Source organism: Shinella curvata (assembly GCF_022899935.1).
Lineage (GTDB): Bacteria > Pseudomonadota > Alphaproteobacteria > Rhizobiales > Rhizobiaceae > Shinella > Shinella curvata.
This window is the reverse complement of record NZ_JALJCJ010000010.1, coordinates 64085-81193: the sequence shown is the minus strand read 5'-3', so window position 1 is coordinate 81193 and position 17109 is coordinate 64085. Positions and strand designations below refer to the sequence as shown.

The 17109-nt window shown below is 57.8% G+C and carries 15 protein-coding genes and 1 pseudogene; 13 read left to right on the top strand and 3 right to left on the bottom strand.

Going from position 1 to position 17109, the window contains the following annotated elements:
- Nucleotides 1-353: 353 nt before the first annotated feature.
- The 12 genes from traI to MUU55_RS27450 all read left to right on the top strand — a co-directional run bounded on the left by traI (nucleotide 354) and on the right by MUU55_RS27450 (nucleotide 11137).
- Nucleotides 354-977 (top strand): acyl-homoserine-lactone synthase, encoded by a 624-nt coding sequence (gene traI / locus MUU55_RS27505; protein WP_244763957.1) that lies wholly within the window; start codon nucleotides 354-356, stop codon nucleotides 975-977.
- Nucleotides 978-987: 10 nt separating this feature from the next.
- Complete coding sequence (trbB, locus tag MUU55_RS27500) at nucleotides 988-1965, top strand: P-type conjugative transfer ATPase TrbB (protein WP_244763956.1); 978 nt, start codon at nucleotides 988-990, stop codon at nucleotides 1963-1965.
- Nucleotides 1955-2338, top strand: a complete 384-nt coding sequence (locus MUU55_RS27495) for a TrbC/VirB2 family protein (RefSeq protein ID WP_244763955.1) — start codon at nucleotides 1955-1957, stop codon at nucleotides 2336-2338. Before trbB ends, MUU55_RS27495 begins: the two co-directional genes overlap by 11 nt.
- Complete coding sequence (locus MUU55_RS27490; RefSeq protein ID WP_244763954.1) at nucleotides 2331-2630, top strand: conjugal transfer protein TrbD; 300 nt, start codon at nucleotides 2331-2333, stop codon at nucleotides 2628-2630. The genes MUU55_RS27495 and MUU55_RS27490 overlap by 8 nt, the downstream gene beginning before the upstream one ends.
- Nucleotides 2631-2640: 10 nt before the next feature.
- Nucleotides 2641-5097: a conjugal transfer protein TrbE gene (locus MUU55_RS27485; RefSeq protein WP_244763953.1), complete on the top strand. Its 2457-nt coding sequence runs from the start codon at nucleotides 2641-2643 to the stop codon at nucleotides 5095-5097.
- Entirely contained in the window at nucleotides 5069-5872 is an 804-nt protein-coding gene (trbJ, locus tag MUU55_RS27480; RefSeq protein WP_244763952.1) for a P-type conjugative transfer protein TrbJ, read from the top strand. Before MUU55_RS27485 ends, trbJ begins: the two co-directional genes overlap by 29 nt.
- A gap of 5 nt (nucleotides 5873-5877) precedes the next feature.
- Nucleotides 5878-7059: a P-type conjugative transfer protein TrbL gene (gene trbL, locus MUU55_RS27475; protein WP_244763996.1), complete on the top strand. Its 1182-nt coding sequence runs from the start codon at nucleotides 5878-5880 to the stop codon at nucleotides 7057-7059.
- 17 nt (nucleotides 7060-7076) lie between these two features.
- Nucleotides 7077-7739, top strand: a complete 663-nt coding sequence (locus MUU55_RS27470) for a conjugal transfer protein TrbF (RefSeq protein ID WP_244763951.1) — start codon at nucleotides 7077-7079, stop codon at nucleotides 7737-7739.
- 16 nt (nucleotides 7740-7755) lie between these two features.
- Nucleotides 7756-8568 carry a P-type conjugative transfer protein TrbG gene (trbG, locus tag MUU55_RS27465; protein WP_244763950.1) on the top strand — a complete coding sequence of 271 codons (813 nt, stop codon included), beginning with the start codon at nucleotides 7756-7758 and terminating at the stop codon, nucleotides 8566-8568.
- A 3-nt stretch (nucleotides 8569-8571) separates the two neighbouring features.
- Nucleotides 8572-9009 (top strand): conjugal transfer protein TrbH, encoded by a 438-nt coding sequence (trbH, locus tag MUU55_RS27460; RefSeq protein ID WP_244763949.1) that lies wholly within the window; start codon nucleotides 8572-8574, stop codon nucleotides 9007-9009.
- A gap of 12 nt (nucleotides 9010-9021) precedes the next feature.
- Entirely contained in the window at nucleotides 9022-10314 is a 1293-nt protein-coding gene (gene trbI / locus MUU55_RS27455; RefSeq protein WP_244763948.1) for an IncP-type conjugal transfer protein TrbI, read from the top strand.
- Between the two features lie 406 nt (nucleotides 10315-10720).
- Nucleotides 10721-11137 (top strand): MreC domain-containing protein, encoded by a 417-nt coding sequence (locus MUU55_RS27450; protein WP_244763947.1) that lies wholly within the window; start codon nucleotides 10721-10723, stop codon nucleotides 11135-11137.
- 1423 nt (nucleotides 11138-12560) lie between these two features.
- On the opposite strand, the gene MUU55_RS27445 is transcribed toward MUU55_RS27450, so the two are convergent.
- Nucleotides 12561-14036: a phospholipase D-like domain-containing protein gene (locus MUU55_RS27445; RefSeq protein WP_244763946.1), complete on the bottom strand. Its 1476-nt coding sequence runs from the start codon at nucleotides 14034-14036 to the stop codon at nucleotides 12561-12563.
- 210 nt (nucleotides 14037-14246) lie between these two features.
- On the opposite strand from MUU55_RS27445, the pseudogene MUU55_RS27440 reads away from it, so the two are divergent.
- Nucleotides 14247-14854, top strand: a pseudogene (locus MUU55_RS27440) (J domain-containing protein).
- 222 nt (nucleotides 14855-15076) lie between these two features.
- Here MUU55_RS27440 and MUU55_RS27435 read toward each other — a convergent pair.
- A complete protein-coding gene (locus MUU55_RS27435; protein ID WP_244763945.1) occupies nucleotides 15077-15781 on the bottom strand; it encodes a TetR/AcrR family transcriptional regulator in 705 nt (234 codons plus the stop codon).
- Between the two features lie 51 nt (nucleotides 15782-15832).
- A complete protein-coding gene (gene hisC, locus MUU55_RS27430) occupies nucleotides 15833-16963 on the bottom strand; it encodes a histidinol-phosphate transaminase (RefSeq protein ID WP_244763944.1) in 1131 nt (376 codons plus the stop codon).
- Nucleotides 16964-17109: the final 146 nt, after the last annotated feature.

Sequence of the window (17109 nt, the reverse complement as noted above, 5' to 3'; positions counted from 1 at the left end):
TTCGCGAAACCTGTAAAGTTCCGCCGCTAGCCATTAGAGCCGATTCTGAATTTTGAGCAAGGGATTTTAGGTTAACAAAAGGTTAACGGGAAAACGCTCGAAACGCGGAGCAATCCGAATTACCCCTTTATCTCCTATAACTTAGCCAAGCTACTGCGGCTTGAGGATCATTGTTGCTTTACTGTGGATCCAACAAATTCGAGGCTGGAGATCACGTCGAAAATGAAGAGCGGCCGGGAGGACCGACGTCCGCCCTCCGCGACTCAGTTGCCAAAGCATGTAGGATTCTACAACTGACGCTCGCATCCGAACTGTGCTGATTTCCCAGTCGTCACTTAACGACGGAGAATTTGATGCGGTTAGCTGCGATCTCGATCCCCAAAACCCCCCGCGAAAGGCAACTGCTCTGGAAGCAGCACAAGCTTCGAGCGGAGGTATTCTCTGACAGGTTGGGTTGGGAGGTCATTGTCAGGGATGGGATTGAGATCGATCGCTTCGATGCTTTAGGCCCCACGTATGTTCTCGCGGTTCTCGATAACGACCGCGTCGCGGGATGCGCACGGCTCCTACCGTCAAACGGCCCAACCATGGTTCAGGATATCTTTCCCTCACTTATTCCCGGAGGGCAGCTACACTCCCACGCCGGTCTGATTGAAAGCTCTCGGTTCTGCGTCGACACCCAATGCGAGGGCAGGGGCCAAACCGCAATCCATGAAATTACCCTCTCGATGCTGGCCGGCATCATCGAATGGTCGATCGCCAACGGCTACAGCGAGATCGTCACAGTTACAGATTTGCGGTTTGAGCGGATCCTATCCCGTGTCGGCTGGCCGCTGCATCGCCTGGCACCGCCGCAAAAAATCGGCGTGACAACAGCCGTCGCTGGCACCTTGCTGGCAGATCAAGCCGCATTCGAGCGGCTCCGGCCCGAGCGCTATCGCTCGCTCATCACTTCCCCCTTCGGTCAGGCAGCCTGAGGAGAAGCAAGTGACTCAGCTTCGCTCCCATCCCCGACTTGTGCGCAAACTTCAGGAGGCGCTTGGTGACCAGCTTTGCGTCGCACTTGATGACAGCAACGTCGTCGAGATCATGCTTAATCCCGACGGCAAGCTCTTCATCGAACGGCTTTGCCACGGCGTGGCGCCGGCAGGTGAGATGTCGTCCGCTGCGGCGGAGATGGTCATCGGGACTGTTGCGCACGCTCTTCATGCGGAGGTCGATACGGACCACCCCATCATCTCCGGTGAGCTGCCGATCGGGGGGCACAGGTTTGAAGGCCTGCTGCCTCCAATCGTTTCAAGGCCGGCCTTCACCATACGCCGGCGTGCTTCACGTCTCATTCTACTCGATGACTATGTTCGCGGCGGCGTCATGACGGAGCTGCAGGCTGGAACGATCAGAAGCGCGATCGCGTCGCGGCTCAACATCATCATTTCAGGTGGAACAGGTTCTGGAAAAACGACGCTGGCAAATGCCGTGATCGACGAGATCGTCAAAAGCGCGCCGGAAGATCGGCTCGTCATCCTCGAGGATACAGCAGAAATCCAGTGCGCGGCCGACAACGCGGTGCTTCTCCACACCAGTGATGCCGTCGACATGGGCCGGTTGCTCAAGAGCACAATGCGGCTGCGGCCCGACCGGATCGTCGTCGGCGAGGTCCGTGACGGTGCGGCTCTCACGTTGCTCAAGGCCTGGAACACGGGACACCCTGGCGGCGTGGCGACCATCCATTCGAACACCGCGACGTCCGCGCTGCGACGTCTCGAGCAGCTGACCGCTGAAGCCAGCCATCAACCCATGCACGAGGTCATCGGGGAGGCCGTTGATCTGATCGTTTCGATCGAGCGCACGCCGCGCGACAGGCGGGTTCGTGACGTCATCCACGTCGATCGCTTCGCCAACGGCGAATACGAAATCCAATCCGACCAGCTAACAGAAAAAAAGGACGCGCGCCATGTTGCGTAAAAATCGACCGTTCGTGGTTGCTATCGTCGCCGTGCCAATCATCCTCACGTCTTTCATGCAGGCCGTAGCAAGCTCGGGCGGCAGCCTTCCGTGGGAGGGCCCGCTCGAGAAAATCCAGGAATCGATCACCGGACCTGTGGCCGGCTATATCGCGCTGGCAGCGGTAGCGATCGCCGGCGGCATGCTGATCTTTGGCGGGGAACTGAACGATTTTGCGCGGCGCCTGATGTACGTCGTCCTTGTCGCCGGCATCCTGCTTGGTGCCACCACAATTGTGGGCCTCTTCGGCGCGACCGGCGCCTCGATTGGCTTATCACAGGATTTGATCTCCACTCTCCAACCTGCCGGGACAGGGGAGGGGAGACATGGTTAGCTACCAATCCGGGCTGCAGCGCAACCGGGTTCACCGCGCGCTTTCCAGGCCGAACCTGCTGATGGGGGCCGACCGCGAGCTTGTCCTCATAACGGGTTTAGCCGCGGTCATCCTGATCTTCGTCGTTCTAACGGTCTATTCCGCACTCTTCGGCGTTGCGGTCTGGATCGTGATCGTTGGTGTGCTGCGGATGATGGCGAAGACCGATCCTCTAATGCGGCAGGTCTATGCCCGGCACATTTCCTACAAGCCCTACTACAAGCCGACCACCTCGCCGTGGCGGAAGTTCTGAGGAGACGGCTATGGCAGCGCTGAAACGCTTTCGAGCCACGGGACCGTCGTTCGCGGATCTCGTCCCCTATGCCGGCCTGGTAGACAATGGTGTTCTTCTTCTGAAGGACGGCAGTCTGATGGCCGGCTGGTATTTTGCCGGTCCCGACTCAGAGAGTGCCACAGACGTGGAGCGCAACGAACTCTCGCGACAGATAAATGCCATTCTCTCGCGCCTGGGCAGCGGATGGATGATCCAGGTCGAGGCTATCAGGGTGCCGACTGTGGACTACACGGGAGAGGACCGTTGCCATTTTCCGGATCCGGTCACGCGAGCGATCGACGCTGAGCGCCGCGCGCATTTCGGCCGGGAGCAGGGGCATTTCGAAAGCAAGCATGCACTCGTCCTCACATATCGACCCCTCGAGTCCAAGAAGACAGCGCTCAGCAAATACATCTACTCAGACGAGGAAAGCCGCAAAAGATCCTACGCGGACACGGTGCTCTTCGTGTTCAAGAACGCCATCCGCGAGATCGAGCAATATCTCGCAAACACCGTTTCCATCATCCGGATGGCGACGCGAGAGGTTAGCGAGCGGGGAGGGGAGCGAACGGCCAGATACGACGAGCTCTTGCAGTTTGTCCGCTTCTGTATCACCGGGGAAAATCATCCGATCCGACTGCCGGATATGCCCATGTATCTCGACTGGATCGCCACGGCCGAGCTCGAACACGGGCTGACGCCGAAGATGGAGAGCCGGTTCCTCGGCGTCGTAGCGATCGATGGCCTGCCGGCCGAGAGCTGGCCGGGCATCCTCAATAGCCTCGACCTGATGCCCTTGACCTACCGGTGGTCATCTCGCTTCATTTTCATGGACGCGGAGGAGGCCAGGCAAAAACTCGAGCGAACCCGCAAGAAGTGGCAGCAGAAGGTGCGGCCCTTCTTTGACCAGCTGTTTCAGACCCAGAGCCGTTCCGTCGATCAGGACGCCATGACCATGGTGGCCGAGACGGAGGATGCGATCGCCCAGGCATCATCGCAGCTGGTGGCCTACGGCTACTATACCCCGGTCGTCATCCTTTTCGACGAGGACCGCGAAGCACTGCAGGAGAAGGCGGAGGCGATCCGGCGGCTTGTTCAGGCGGAAGGTTTCGGAGCACGTATCGAGACCCTCAACGCGACCGACGCGTTCCTCGGCAGTTTACCGGGAAACTGGTATGCAAACATCCGGGAGCCGCTGATCAACACCAGCAACCTTGCCGATTTGATCCCCCTCAACTCGGTGTGGTCCGGCAACCCCGTCGCGCCTTGCCCATTCTATCCATTAAACTCCCCACCGCTGATGCAGGTTGCCAGCGGCTCCACACCCTTCCGTCTGAACCTCCATGTCGACGATGTCGGCCACACCCTCATTTTCGGACCAACCGGCTCCGGCAAGTCGACGCTTCTTGCGCTGATCGCCGCGCAGTTCAGGCGCTACGAATTCGCCCAAATCTTCGCATTCGACAAAGGCAGCTCCCTCCTACCCCTAACTCTGGCCTCCGGCGGCGATCATTACGAGATCGGTGGAGACCATGAGGAGGAGGGGAGGGCGCTGTCGTTCTGCCCGCTTTACGATTTGTCGGCAGATGGCGACCGCGCCTGGGCGACCGAATGGATCGAGATGCTTGTTGCCCTGCAGGGGGTGACCATCACACCCGACCACCGCAACGCCATCTCACGGCAGGTGAGTTTGATGGCGACGGCACAGGGTCGATCGCTCTCGGATTTCGTAAGTGGCGTCCAGATGCGGGAGATCAAGGACGCGCTACATCATTATACGGTCGACGGCCCCATGGGTCAGTTGCTCGATGCTGAGGAGGATGGCCTGACGCTCCGAGCGTTCCAGTGCTTCGAAATCGAGCACCTGATGAACCTCGGCGAACGCAATCTGGTGCCGGTCCTGACCTACCTGTTTCGTCGCATCGAAAAGCGTCTGGACGGCTCTCCAAGCATGATCCTCCTCGATGAGGCCTGGTTGATGCTCGGCCACCCGGTATTTCGAAGCAAGATCCGCGAGTGGCTCAAGGTCCTGCGCAAAGCAAACTGCGCCGTCGTGCTGGCGACACAATCGATCTCCGATGCGGAGCGGTCCGGCATCATCGACGTGTTGAAGGAATCCTGCCCGACGAAAATCTGCCTCCCGAACGGCGCAGCCCGAGAACCCGGCACACGCGAATTCTACGAGCGGATCGGCTTCAACGAGCGCCAGATCGAGATCGTGTCGAGCGCCATCCCGAAGCGAGAATACTACGTCGCCACACCTGATGGACGGCGTTTGTTCGACATGTCGCTAGGGCCGGTCGCGCTCAGCTTCGTCGGCGCGTCCGGAAAAGAGGACCTGAAGCGCATACGCGCACTGAAGGCAGAGCATGGCCATTCCTGGCCGACCAAGTGGCTTGAATCGAGAGGAGTTTACGATGCCGTATCGCTATCCAGCTTCGCGTAATTGGCTTGCCGTCCTGATGGCAAGCGCCCTGACTTTCGGAGCCAACCCGACTGCTAGGGCTGGATCGGCCACTGGAGCCGCAACCGAATGGACGCAGCTTGCGAACAATGCGCAGCTCATCGATCTTATGAAGAGCTCCGGGATCCAGGTCGATAATCAAATTACCCAGATCGGCCAGGTGGCGGAGCAAATCCAGAACCAGCTGAAAATCTACGAGAACATGCTGCAGAACACAGTGCAGCTTCCCGATCACATCTGGGGTCAGGTCGAGGGCGACTTGAACCGCCTCAGGGATATAGTCGAACAGGGTCAGAGCATTTCCTTTTCGATGGGCAATGCCGACGACGTCCTGAAACAGCGCTTCCAGAGTTATGCCGACCTCAAGACCAACCTGCCAAATGCCGAGAGCTTCTCGTCGAGCTATCAAAGCTGGTCAGATACGAACCGGGATACGATCGCCAGCACCCTAAAGGCCGCCAACCTGACGGCAGATCAGTTCAGTAGTGAAGAAGGCACGATGAACTCGCTGCGCGGAATGTCGGAGTCGGCCGACGGCCAGATGAAGGCATTGCAGGTTGGTCATCAGATTGCCGCGCAGCAGATCAGCCAAATGCAAAAGCTTCGCGGTCTCGTGTCCCAGCAGATGACGATGATGGGAACCTGGCTTCAGTCTGAACAGACGGACAAAGACTTAGCGCAGAAGCGTCGTGAAGAATTCTTCAGGTCGACACCACCTTCGACATCCGGCGGCGAGAAGATGAAGGTGGAGTGGTGATGGACATGTCACCCGATTTGAAGTGGATCAAGCTCGCTGCTGGTCTTACTACGCTCCTATTAGTGTCGATACAGCCGGCGCTGGCCCAGGAAGGTTCGGTTCTCACCGCGCTGCAAAAGGAGATTACCTCGGCGGCAAAAGGTTGGGAAACCACAGTAATGCAAGCCGCAAGGTCACTCTTTTGGATTCTGGCGGGCATCGAAATTGGCATCGCTGCTGTGTGGCTGGCCTTACAGGCCGCATCGCTCGATAGCTGGTTTGCCGAACTCGTCCGTCGGATCATGTTCGTAGGATTCTTCGCCTTCGTTCTTGCGGAAGGATCGACTTTCGCTAAGTCGGTTGTTGATAGCTTGTTTCAGATCGGCGCCAACGGTGGGACCGCGTCGCCTGCCGATGTCTTCAACGCCGGCCTCGTGGTCGCGACAAAAATGTCAGAAAAAGTCCAGTTCGGACTGTTCGAGGATAATGCGCTCGCAATATCTGCGGCATTCGCAATGGTAGTAACCGTTGTAGCGTTTTCTCTTGTCGCTGCGATTTTTGTGTCGGTGATGGTCGAGATGTACCTCGGTCTCCTAGCAGGGATGATAATGCTCGGCCTGGGTGGGTCGTCCTTCACAAAGGACTTCGCGATACGATATCTGGTATATGCCTTCTCTGTTGGCATGAAGCTGATGGGGCTGGTGATGATCTCTCGGATCGGATCCGAAGTCCTCATTAGCTTGGCAAACCGGCCTGACGTTGGTGACGAATTTCAGACAGCGTTGGCGATCGCCGGCATCGCGGTCGTGGTCTTCATTATCGCGATGTATGTCCCAAACATCATCCAAGGGGTTGTCCAGGGCGCTTCTGTCACTGGCGGCATGGAAACCATCCGCCATGGGGCCCAGGCCGCTTCTTTCGCAGCGGGAGCCGCGACACTCGCGGCGGGAGCTGCAGCGGCAGGTGCTGCGGCAGCGCAATCCGCTCGTGCGGCGGGATCGTCGACGGCGGGCGCTGCGCTCCGGGGTATCGGAGCGGCTATCGGATCCGGTGCGAAGGCGGCCGGGTCGGCTGCAAAAGAAAAAGCGATCGGCTCGCCAGGCGCGTATGCCGGCTCCCTGCTCGGTCTCGCCAACGCGAAGCTAGACGGCAGTCGAGGTGGGCAGGGCGGTAAACCCACTACGCCGGAACGCAAAGACAAACTGTAAATCGAGAGGGAAATTGCATGGCCGCAAACCGCGTCCCTGAAAGCCCGTACCTTGCCGCCCGGCAAGAGTGGACGGAAAGATATGGATCCTATGTGCAGGCCGCCCGAGCGTGGCGGATTGTCGGTATCATTGGCCTGACCATGGCGGTGATCGGCTTCAGCTATGCCATGTATCTCAGCACACAGGTCAAGCTCGTTCCTTACATAGTGGAGGTAGACAAACTCGGAAGCTCGGTGACATCAGGCTTCCCGCAGCAGATCGAGTACGCGGACGCCCGGGTTGTCCGGGCAACGCTTGGGAATTTCGTCACCAGCCTGAAATCGATCACCCCCGATGCCGTGGTTCAGAAGCAATACATCGACCGCACCTACGCCCTGCTTCGTACGTCGGACCCTTCGACACAGAAGATCAATGCGTGGTTTCGCGGGAACTCGCCCTTCGAGCGGGCGAAGACATCGACTGTCGCCATCGAGGTCAACAACATCGTCGCGCTCTCCAACCAGACCTATCAGATCGACTGGACGGAATACGAGCGCGATCGCAAGGGCAAGGAAACCGGCACGCGCCGGTTCCGGGGCATTGCGACAGTGGCACTGACGGCGCCGCAGGACGAGGCGATTATCCGTCTCAATCCGATCGGTCTCTATGTCCAGGATTTCGACTGGACCGCGCAGCTTTAAGGGCAGGGGAATACATATGCACAGAACTGGATTGATCGCGGCCGTCGGCTGCATGGCCGGACTCGTCCTTGTCGACGGTGCGATTGCGCAGACCATGACCTCGAACGAGGTCAAGGGAACGAGCATCTCTCGGAAATGGCGGGGAACGCCTGGGCTCGTTACCACAGGACCGGATGGCAAGGTCATTTTTCTATTCGGCGAAACGCAGCCTTCTGTGGTGTGCTCGCCGCTGCAGGTCTGCGACATCGAACTACAGGGTGGCGAAATTGTCCGTGACGTCCTTGTCGGAGACACCGTTCGTTGGAAGGTAGAGCCCGCGACATCGGGCGCGACCGGTGGGCAGGCGATCCACCTCATCATCAAGCCGTCAGAGTCTGGCCTCGTCACCTCAATGGTCGTAACGACGTCGCGGCGAACCTACCATATCCAGCTGAAGTCCCACCCGAGTCAGTACATGGCCCGCGTGGGTTTCGAATATCCGGAGGACACGTCTACCAAGCTCGCAGACATCAACGCGAGGCTCGAGACGGGTGGAATTCCAGGCACCGCGCCGGACAAGTTGAACTTTTCCTATTCAGTAAGCGGCAGCGCGTCCTGGAAGCCCAAGCGGGTCTACTCCGACGGCATCAAAACCTACATCCAGTTTTCGAAGTCCATATCGGGGCAGGACGCGCCGGTCCTGTTCGTGGTCAGCGGCGGGCAGAACCGCATCGTCAACTATCGAATGAAGAACGACATGATGATCGTGGATTATGCGGTCGATAAGGCGATCCTTGTGTCTGGCGTCGGCTGGCGCCAACAGAAAATCACCATTCGCCGGGGAGGGTGAACTATGCGAACGCTTACTGCACTCGTTCTCACTGCCGCGCTCGCCTCCGGCTGCCAAAGCACAGAAGAGGCGCTGATCACCAGTTCGACCCAAGTCGTAGTCACAGGTCCTGCTGCAAGCGCGATTGCCGGCGATATGGCAAGCCGCCTTGCCGAGCGGATCGGACCGGCCGGCACGACATCCATCAAAATGGAAAATGACAAGACGGACTATGCGACGGCACTGGAGGCAGCGCTAAAGGCCTTGGGCTACACCGTCATCACAAATGGAAAGGTGGCAAAGGATCAGAAGCCGGTCGAGATATCCTACTCCTTGGATAGTTTCGACGGGCAGGTCCTTGGCCATCTCGGGACGCCATCTGTCGCGCTTGGGCGGACCTACGCTGTGACCGGCGCCGGCGCGACGCCGTCCAGCCCTCTTTCCGTCATGCAGCGAAACTAAGGAGGCATCCCTATGGTCCAGTCGCTCCAACTTGGTACCTCTGCACGCTCGGATAGCCAGCAGGGTATGCGCCGGCTCAATCGCCTCCCGATAATCATCGCCATCGCAATCATCGTCCTCTTCTTTGGCGTGGTTGTCATCGGACTTTCCTGGCGTGGCCTCACGTTCAATCGAAATGGCGACCTCAACAGTGCTTCCAGCACTCCCGCAACGAATTTCGGCGACCAGTTGAAGCGAGGCGTGACCGACGGGATCATCGGCGAACGGGAAAAGCAGGAGATCTTTCAACCCACTCCGGTTGTTGTCCGGACGGAGGAGAGGCAAGAGCCGGCTGTTGAGCGACGGGAGGTGCAAGAGGACCGTCGGTCGAGGCTCGAACCAGAGGAGGAATGGAAGGCAAGGCTGAAGCGAGAGCAGGAGGAACAGTACATCCGTGAAGCCCAGCGTCAGCGTATGGCGCGACTACAGGCAAGAGCAACAGCCTTCGACTCGCCTCTTAAGGTCGACGTATCGGAGGTTGCTGAGAACACGAAGATCGCTGACGATCGGAACCAGCCGGGCAACCTCGCAACGAACAGCGCGTCCGATCTCTACGCCACCGCCATGAAGTCCGGGCTACTCGGGCAAAACGTCGATCCCAACGGGCAAGCGACCAAGGAAGATTTCTTCAATCAGGACATCAAGGATCTGGGCTACCTGCCGAACCGGGTGATGCCGCAAATGTCGCTATACGAGCTGAAGCGCGGCTCGGTCATTGCTGCCACGCTCATCACCGGCCTGAACTCTGATCTTCCAGGGCGGATCACCGCGCAGGTCAGTCAAAACGTCTTCGACAGTGCCACCGGTTATCGGCTTTTGATACCACAAGGCGCCAAGCTGTTCGGTCGCTATGACTCCAAGGTGTCTTTCGGTCAGGAGCGCGTTCTCGTCGTATGGACCGACCTCATATTCCCGAACGGTTCGACATTGCAAATCGGTGGCATGGCAGGCACGGACGCGGAAGGATACGGCGGGTTCAAGGACAAGGTTGATCGCCACCTCTGGCGAACGTTCGGATCCGCTGCACTTATTGCCATAATCGGTACAGGTATTGATAAGGCGGCCCCCGAGAGCTCGACACTGGCAACGCAGGATACTGCTTCCGACGCTGCTCGCAGAAACTTCGCCGAATCGTTCGGCCGCGTCGCCGAGCAAACCATTTCGAAGAACCTCAATGTCCAGCCAACGCTTCAGATAAGACCGGGTTACAAGTTCAACGTCCTTGTTGATCAGGACATCGTCTTTCCCGCGGAACAGAGGCAGTAGGCCCATAGTCGTCCTGAGCGCCAGATACGTGGCCATTCCTTCGTCGCGCAGAGGGTGCGCGCGCCCTACCTTGGGACGGCGTAGAGTTTGCATTTCTGCTCGAGACATGTCTTTCTGCGCTTGACCAAGTGAATGCTCTTGGAGCCTCGAACATTTGAAAAAGCCACAAAAGAACTTTGCCGTTGAGTACAAAGGCGCGCGCCGAAAACCATCGCCGCAATCTAACTCAATTTGGGGCAACCTCGACTTGCGCCAGTTCGCTGCGCAACCGGGCGAGGGGGAAGCGTCCGGGCTAAGCGAACCACGCGTTAATTCAGACGCGATAGCACACCATGCATCGAGTTCACCCATGTCGACAGCAAATCCGCAGCAAACGACCAAATCAATCTTGGCACTGGAGAAACAGATGGCCGACGATACGAGCATGAGCGAACAGGTTTCCACCGAGGCCGAAATTGCGCTGCCAAAGGCGCCTGAGCCCAAGAAGCGTGGCCCGCGATCCAAGAAGGTGGCAGCGGACACTGGATCGACGGATGCTTTGCTCGACGCGCCTACTGTTAAGAAAACTCGCGCAAAGAGGGGTAGCAAGATAGCTGCGGCCGAGGTGAAGCCAGCTGGCCGTCGTGGCGGGCGCAAAGCAAAGGCTGCGGTTGAGGGGATTGTCCAGTCTTCTACGCAATCTGTCTCGCCGGTGACAACTGCGGGTGATGAGATGGAGGATCTGCTCCAGCTCGAGCAGGAAAACCAGAGGCTGAGGAAGCTACTGGCTGGAAAGCTCCGCGAAGAAAACGCTGATCTACGAAAGCGACTTGGTCTCGATTGAGCCGATATTGGAGCATTGGTAGGCTGTTCCGCCGACCGCCCTCGCTAATGCGACTTTTCTCATCTGCTGGCACGGGCTTGGTTCGTTTTAATTGCCCAACAGGTGACCTAAAGTCTACATAGATGTAGGAGTTGAAACGCGATGGTAAGGTCGCCATGGAAACTTCTCACCGTATTTCTGTCTCGCGGAAGCAATTCGGATCAGCGCGACGCTGGGCAAAACGAATCCGCCGAAATCCTTGATGAGGCCGAGCTGCTTGCTCCTAACGCCAATTCCCCGGCTTCCGAGGCATCTAGAGGGGTGGCTTCTCCCGCTGAAGCAGAGCCCTCGGCAGCGCTGCGCGCTGATGCTACTTCAGACAGCGGCCGCCAAGACCTACCGCCATTGAATACCGCAAACGTGCGTGCCGCACTCTCAGCCGGCGAAGGCCGCACGTTGGCGCCAAAACGCACCAGAGGAGCCAAGCGGAGAGATCTGCAGGGTGCCCCATCGTCGAGCGCTCAAAGGAAGAACAAGGTCCAAGCGCCCGTTCATAAGGGCGACTTGGCTCGAGCAGTCAGCTTAGCGAAGCAGACAACGCCAAGTGAATCTGATGCATTTCGGGTGCTAGATCACGAGATTCAGGAGCTACGTTCGCAGTTGGGAGTAAAACTCCGTCTGCAAAACGATCAACTCAAACAGATGCTCGACCGTTTTGTATCGAGGTAAATATCCCATCGATCCGCGTACACTCTGCTAGCTTAAAGCGTGGGTTAGCAGGCAGCTTCGCAATGGCAAGCGTTCCAGAAGTGGACCACCGAGCCGCACGGATGGACTCCGCGCGCTGCCCATGCTTTCTTCCTCGCCGGAGGGACTTTGTATGGCGTATGAATGGGATCCCCGGCGCGCGCGGCGTGCCCGCATCATCAGGTTTGCGACGGCGTTGGCGATCAGCGCGTCGGCAATAACCGTTCCTGTCGCGGTGCTGCTGGCGGCCGCTCCGATATAGATCGATGTCGACGGCGGCAATCAACTGAACCATCGGTTTGAGCTTTCCCGCTCCACAGCCGCCAAGGCTCTCGGCTTCCATACGTTCTCCATTCGATATGCAGGACTTGCGGTCCTGACCAAGTTCGTGGCTGACCTTTGAACTAACTCGAAGGCGTCCGCCCTAGATTAGGCCCGAGGCATGGACGACCAAATCCGGCCCTCCATCGTCAAACGCGATGAGCCGAAAGCTCTTGTAATGCTTGGAAAAACTCGACCGTTCCCGTCGCCATGGATACCCTGTATGTTGAGCGGCATTGCTCGAATTGCAAGCATATTCGTCACGTATGAATAGCGCTGCCAATGATCGAATGCTGATCAACGATTGCTACGACATCATCGTGCGTGGCCACCAATGCTCGCGCCGTGCTGCGCGAACAGTTCGGGTGCATAGCTTCTAGAAGGGCATCTTGAGCCGCCCGCGGAACAGACCGCGCCTCTCGATCGCTTCAAAGATTTGTTCGGGACCCTCGGGGTCAAGGATTTCATTGTCAGCCAGCCACTGAGCTATGTCGGCCAATGCTGGCGTCTCATAGGGTATCAAGGTGCGTTGGGACGCTGGTTCTCCCGGACCCGCCGAATGCCGGAGCGCTTCCACCGCCGCGATGACCGATCCCTCGCGCTCCACAATGTTGCGAAAAGAATCGACGGCGACGCCAAGATGCTCGCTCAACAGGTCATTCCGCAAATTCTCCAGCTTCGCTCTTAGCGTCTCGGAGCCCAGCGCCTCGAACGCGACATCGCACTCATTGTCAAATCTCATCGAACGATTGTTGAAATTCGACGAGCCAACCCGCATCCGCTCATTGTCCACGATCATCAGTTTGGAATGGACGTAGATCGGTTCGCCTCTCGCAGTGACCGGATGATAGATGCGCAGTCTGTTGTGGAGATCATGGCGGCGTAGCGATTCTCTCAGCCTTGCGCGCGCGGAATCCATGGCGAGAGACCCGAGCCAATCGTCGGCTTTCACCGGATTGATAAGTATGAATTCGGGACCGTCCGGTTCCGCTAGCCTTCTCGCAATGGCCTGCGCAACGGCGCGCGAGGCAAAATATTGGCTCTCAGCGTAGACGACCTTTTGCGCGGACATCACCATGTCCACATACAGCCGCTCGATTTCGGTTACTTGCTCGCGATCATCATAGGCCGGGCTCGTGCGAGATATAGCAAGATCGACCTCGCCAAAAGCGATGGCTCCCTCAACGCGAGGAAAATCGGCGTGCTGCTCGACGGCTTCGAGCTTTTCGCCACCAGCCAGTTGCCAACGCTCCCTGCATAGATCGCCTAGCGCCCGCGCCGCTGGGCCGATGCAATAGCTCGAAGCATCGTGCCAAGGTCCATAAGCTGTGCCGTCCGGGCGTTTCCGTTTCGGCGCGTCGTCGATATGCGCCCGGGTATCCCATCTATCGGTCGTGACATCGATCCCGCCACAGAAAGCCAGACTATCATCGATGACCAGTATTTTTTGATGGTGGGAGCTGCCAACCGGATGGTTGCCGTCCAGCTTGACTGTGATCTGACGGTTCAGTTTCCACCGCAGCAAATAAGGTACGTTCGCGACCTTAAGCCAGCTCGAAAGCAGGGCTGGATTCCATAGCAACAAGCGGATTTCCAGATCGGGGTTGCGCTTGGCCAGCCACAAGAGAAAGTCGCCGACACCCCTGGGCGCTTCATCCTGAACATCGGGATGGCCGAGCGTCACCCGCGCGTTGAAATCCCAGCCAACGAGATAGATCGTGCGCTTCGCGGCTTTCATCGCCAACCGGGCAGCCGAGAAATAGATGTCCGCGTCGATTAAGATCGCAAACTCATTAGCGCGCTCCACCCGCCAACAATTTTCAGACGGCCTCAAAAGCGGCTGTTCAGTCATCCGTTCCTCCCCGGAACGAAAACTATTACCTCAGTGAACTGATGCGGGCTACTCCAGGAAACCGACCATTCACATTTTCAAGGATGGCTAGGTGGATCCCAGAGTTGGATGGTGCAATTTGAATAGCCCAACAAGGGGGCCGATGGTTTTGTCACGCTATCATTGGCACGACACCTTGCTCAGCAGCGCCGGCCACCCTTATAAACCGCAATGACTTCTGATTCAAAAATCTTCGTCGGCCTGCGCTCAACGCGTAGCAAACCGTCGCTTCTTCGCGAAAACAACGGCCCGCGATGTCAGTGGGACGGATGCGATCGCGATGGGAGCCATCGCGCTCCAGTCGGAGCCGATGCCGAGGGATTGTATCTGTTGTTCTGTGAAGGACACGTGAGAGAATACATCAAAGGTTACAACTTCGCTCCGAAGCTTTCTGATCCCTTGGTTGCACGTTATCAGAGAGAAGCTGCGACCGGCAGGCGCCGTACATGGGGTACGCTCCTGCAGGAGGTAACTGAAATCCCCCTACCTTCAATGACGCGCTCCGGCACGGCAAAGACGTTGAACGCACGCAAAAATGCCGCAAGAAGCCAAGCCGGAAGAGCCGCTTCCCAACTGCGAAAACTCAAGGTTCTGGAAGCAAGGGCATTCGAAACGTTGGGTTTGCCGTGGGAAGCGACGTCGGCTGAGATCCGAACGCGCTACAAGCAACGGCTCAAAATGCATCACCCTGACGTCAATTCGGGCGATCGGGCGTCCGAGGAAAGCCTGCAGGCCACAATAGGAGCGTACAAATCCTCAAACTCAACGGCTTCTGCTAGGTTCAGTCCCACTGCGTGATGGCGTGTCATTTTCGCGATCAGAGGTAAGCGCTATCGGCCAACTTCGTCACGGCAGCGCCAAGGCAGCGTTCGCAACCGAACGGCGGAATGTGCTTGGAAGCAAGATCCTTGGTAGGGAGTTTTCGACCTCACGCGATGAAAATTTCGATTGGGGTTAGCATTCTGCACCTATTGTCGGGCAAGTCCTCTAAGGAAACATAGCTAAGGCCTCGATGACCTTTGGGCCTGCATCTCAAGTCCTGAGATCAACGTTTCGATCAGAAAGTCGTACCCCTTGTCGAGCGGAGCCGAGTTCCCGCTTTTCCAGCGCATGACGAACGACTGATTATACATGCGAGGCAGATATTGCTTCGTAAGCGGAAACACATCGGCGTCCAATGCCTCGAGATCGGCATCAAACGTTTTTACCCATTCTGAATCCTCACTCGCCTCATCCGCGGCAAGTTCGATAGTGACGAAACCTTCCAAAGCTCCAACCACCGCGTTGAAGGCATCGATAAGACCTTCCTCTTTGAAGCCAGCTTGAACGAGGGCGGCAAGAACGATCTCCACCCAGGGGGCGTTCGGCGCACCGTTGGATCGGATACTAGGTCCGAGCAGAGGGGCGGCATTTGGATGCTGGTGAATACGTGAGCGGAACCGCTTAAACAGGGTGCGGATTGTATCACGCCAGTCCCCCGCACGATCATCATGAGCCATGAGACCAGCGATAAGGGCGCCGGATATTTCGGCAAAAAGGTCTGTCTTCCGGCCGCCAGCATGCCAGTAGAGGGCGGCCGGGAAGACGTTCAGTCGGCGAGCAAGGGCCCGTACAGAAAAACCAGGCAGACCTTCTTCATCGATGAGAGCGATCGCTGCGTCGACAACGCGTTCACGCGTCAGGCCGACTGCGGCGGCTCGTCCCACGCGGCGTCCTTTTATCGGTGCGTCACCTGTCAAAGCTGCGGCCGGCAGCTGTTAGCGGAGATTGACCGCGCCTTCGAGTTCCTGGGCGAAGCGCTCATTCTGTTCTGCCGTTCCAATCGTTACCCGTATGAAGTTGGTGTACCCCGTCTCCATCCAAGGTTTGACGACAATACCCTTCTGAAGCAAGACCCCGGCTACTGGCGCAGCGTCCATTGGCAGGTCGATGAACAGGAAGTTTGCTTGCGACGGGATCACTCGCAACCCGAGCCGGCGAAGGCGGTCCGCCAAAACTTCCCTGTCGTGCCGTAACCTTGTAGTCGCTTCAATCATCCAGGCGGTATCACGCAACGCCGCGACGGCCGCCGTCTGTGCAACCGCATTGACGTTGAAGGGTGTTAATGTAGCACGAATTGTCCGAGCCAAGCCGTAATTTGATGTTATCGCGTAGCCGACGCGCAAACCGGCCAAACCATACGCCTTCGAGAAGGTTCGAAGGACCACCCAGTGCAAGTCAGAACGATGCTTCAGATTGGTCAGTCCATCTGGGGCGCCTATCGAGATAAACTCCGCATAGGCTTCATCCAGCACGAAGATCGTACCTGGTCGAACAGCGTCTGTAATAAGCAACAGAGCTTGTTCACACAGGGCCTGACCAACGGGATTCGAGGGTGATGAGATGAACAGGATCTTGGGACCATTCGCGAGCGCCGCGACAAGCCCCTGCACGTCGAAATCGAGATTTTCGGTCATGGGAACTTTGATCACCTGCGCTCCCGCGGCCATCGGCTCGATCTCATGCAGGCCAAAGCAAGGCGACACTGTCAGGACGTGATCGGTCGGTTCCAGATAAGCGCGGCAGAGTGCGGCAATCAATTCCTCGGAGCCGTTGCCACACACGATCCGGTCCGCTGCTACACCTAGCCGGTCGGAAATGGCATTGCGAAGCGATGCGCACATCGGATCGCTATAGCGTGAGGGAATGAGGCCCCAAAGAGCAGCCCCAACCGACGGCGACGATCCATACGGGTTCTCGTTGCTTCCCAGGCAAATGACATCTTCCTTACCGCTTATCTGGCGCGCGACAGAAGCCGAAATACCCGCATTGTAGGGCGGAAGTCGGCCTAGAGCCGGCCTTGCACTTGGGCCGTTTACCTCGTCCGCTCTCAAATTTTTCTCGACCATAGTTCATCCTAACCGTCTTCGGCGCACCGCTCTGGTCGCCGAGAGCTCATGAGTTTCGAGTGTGGTGGGACACCCGGCAAAAAAGCCGGTTGACATGATGATAGGTATATACATATCATTTTATTGTCCACCGAACAATTAACGGT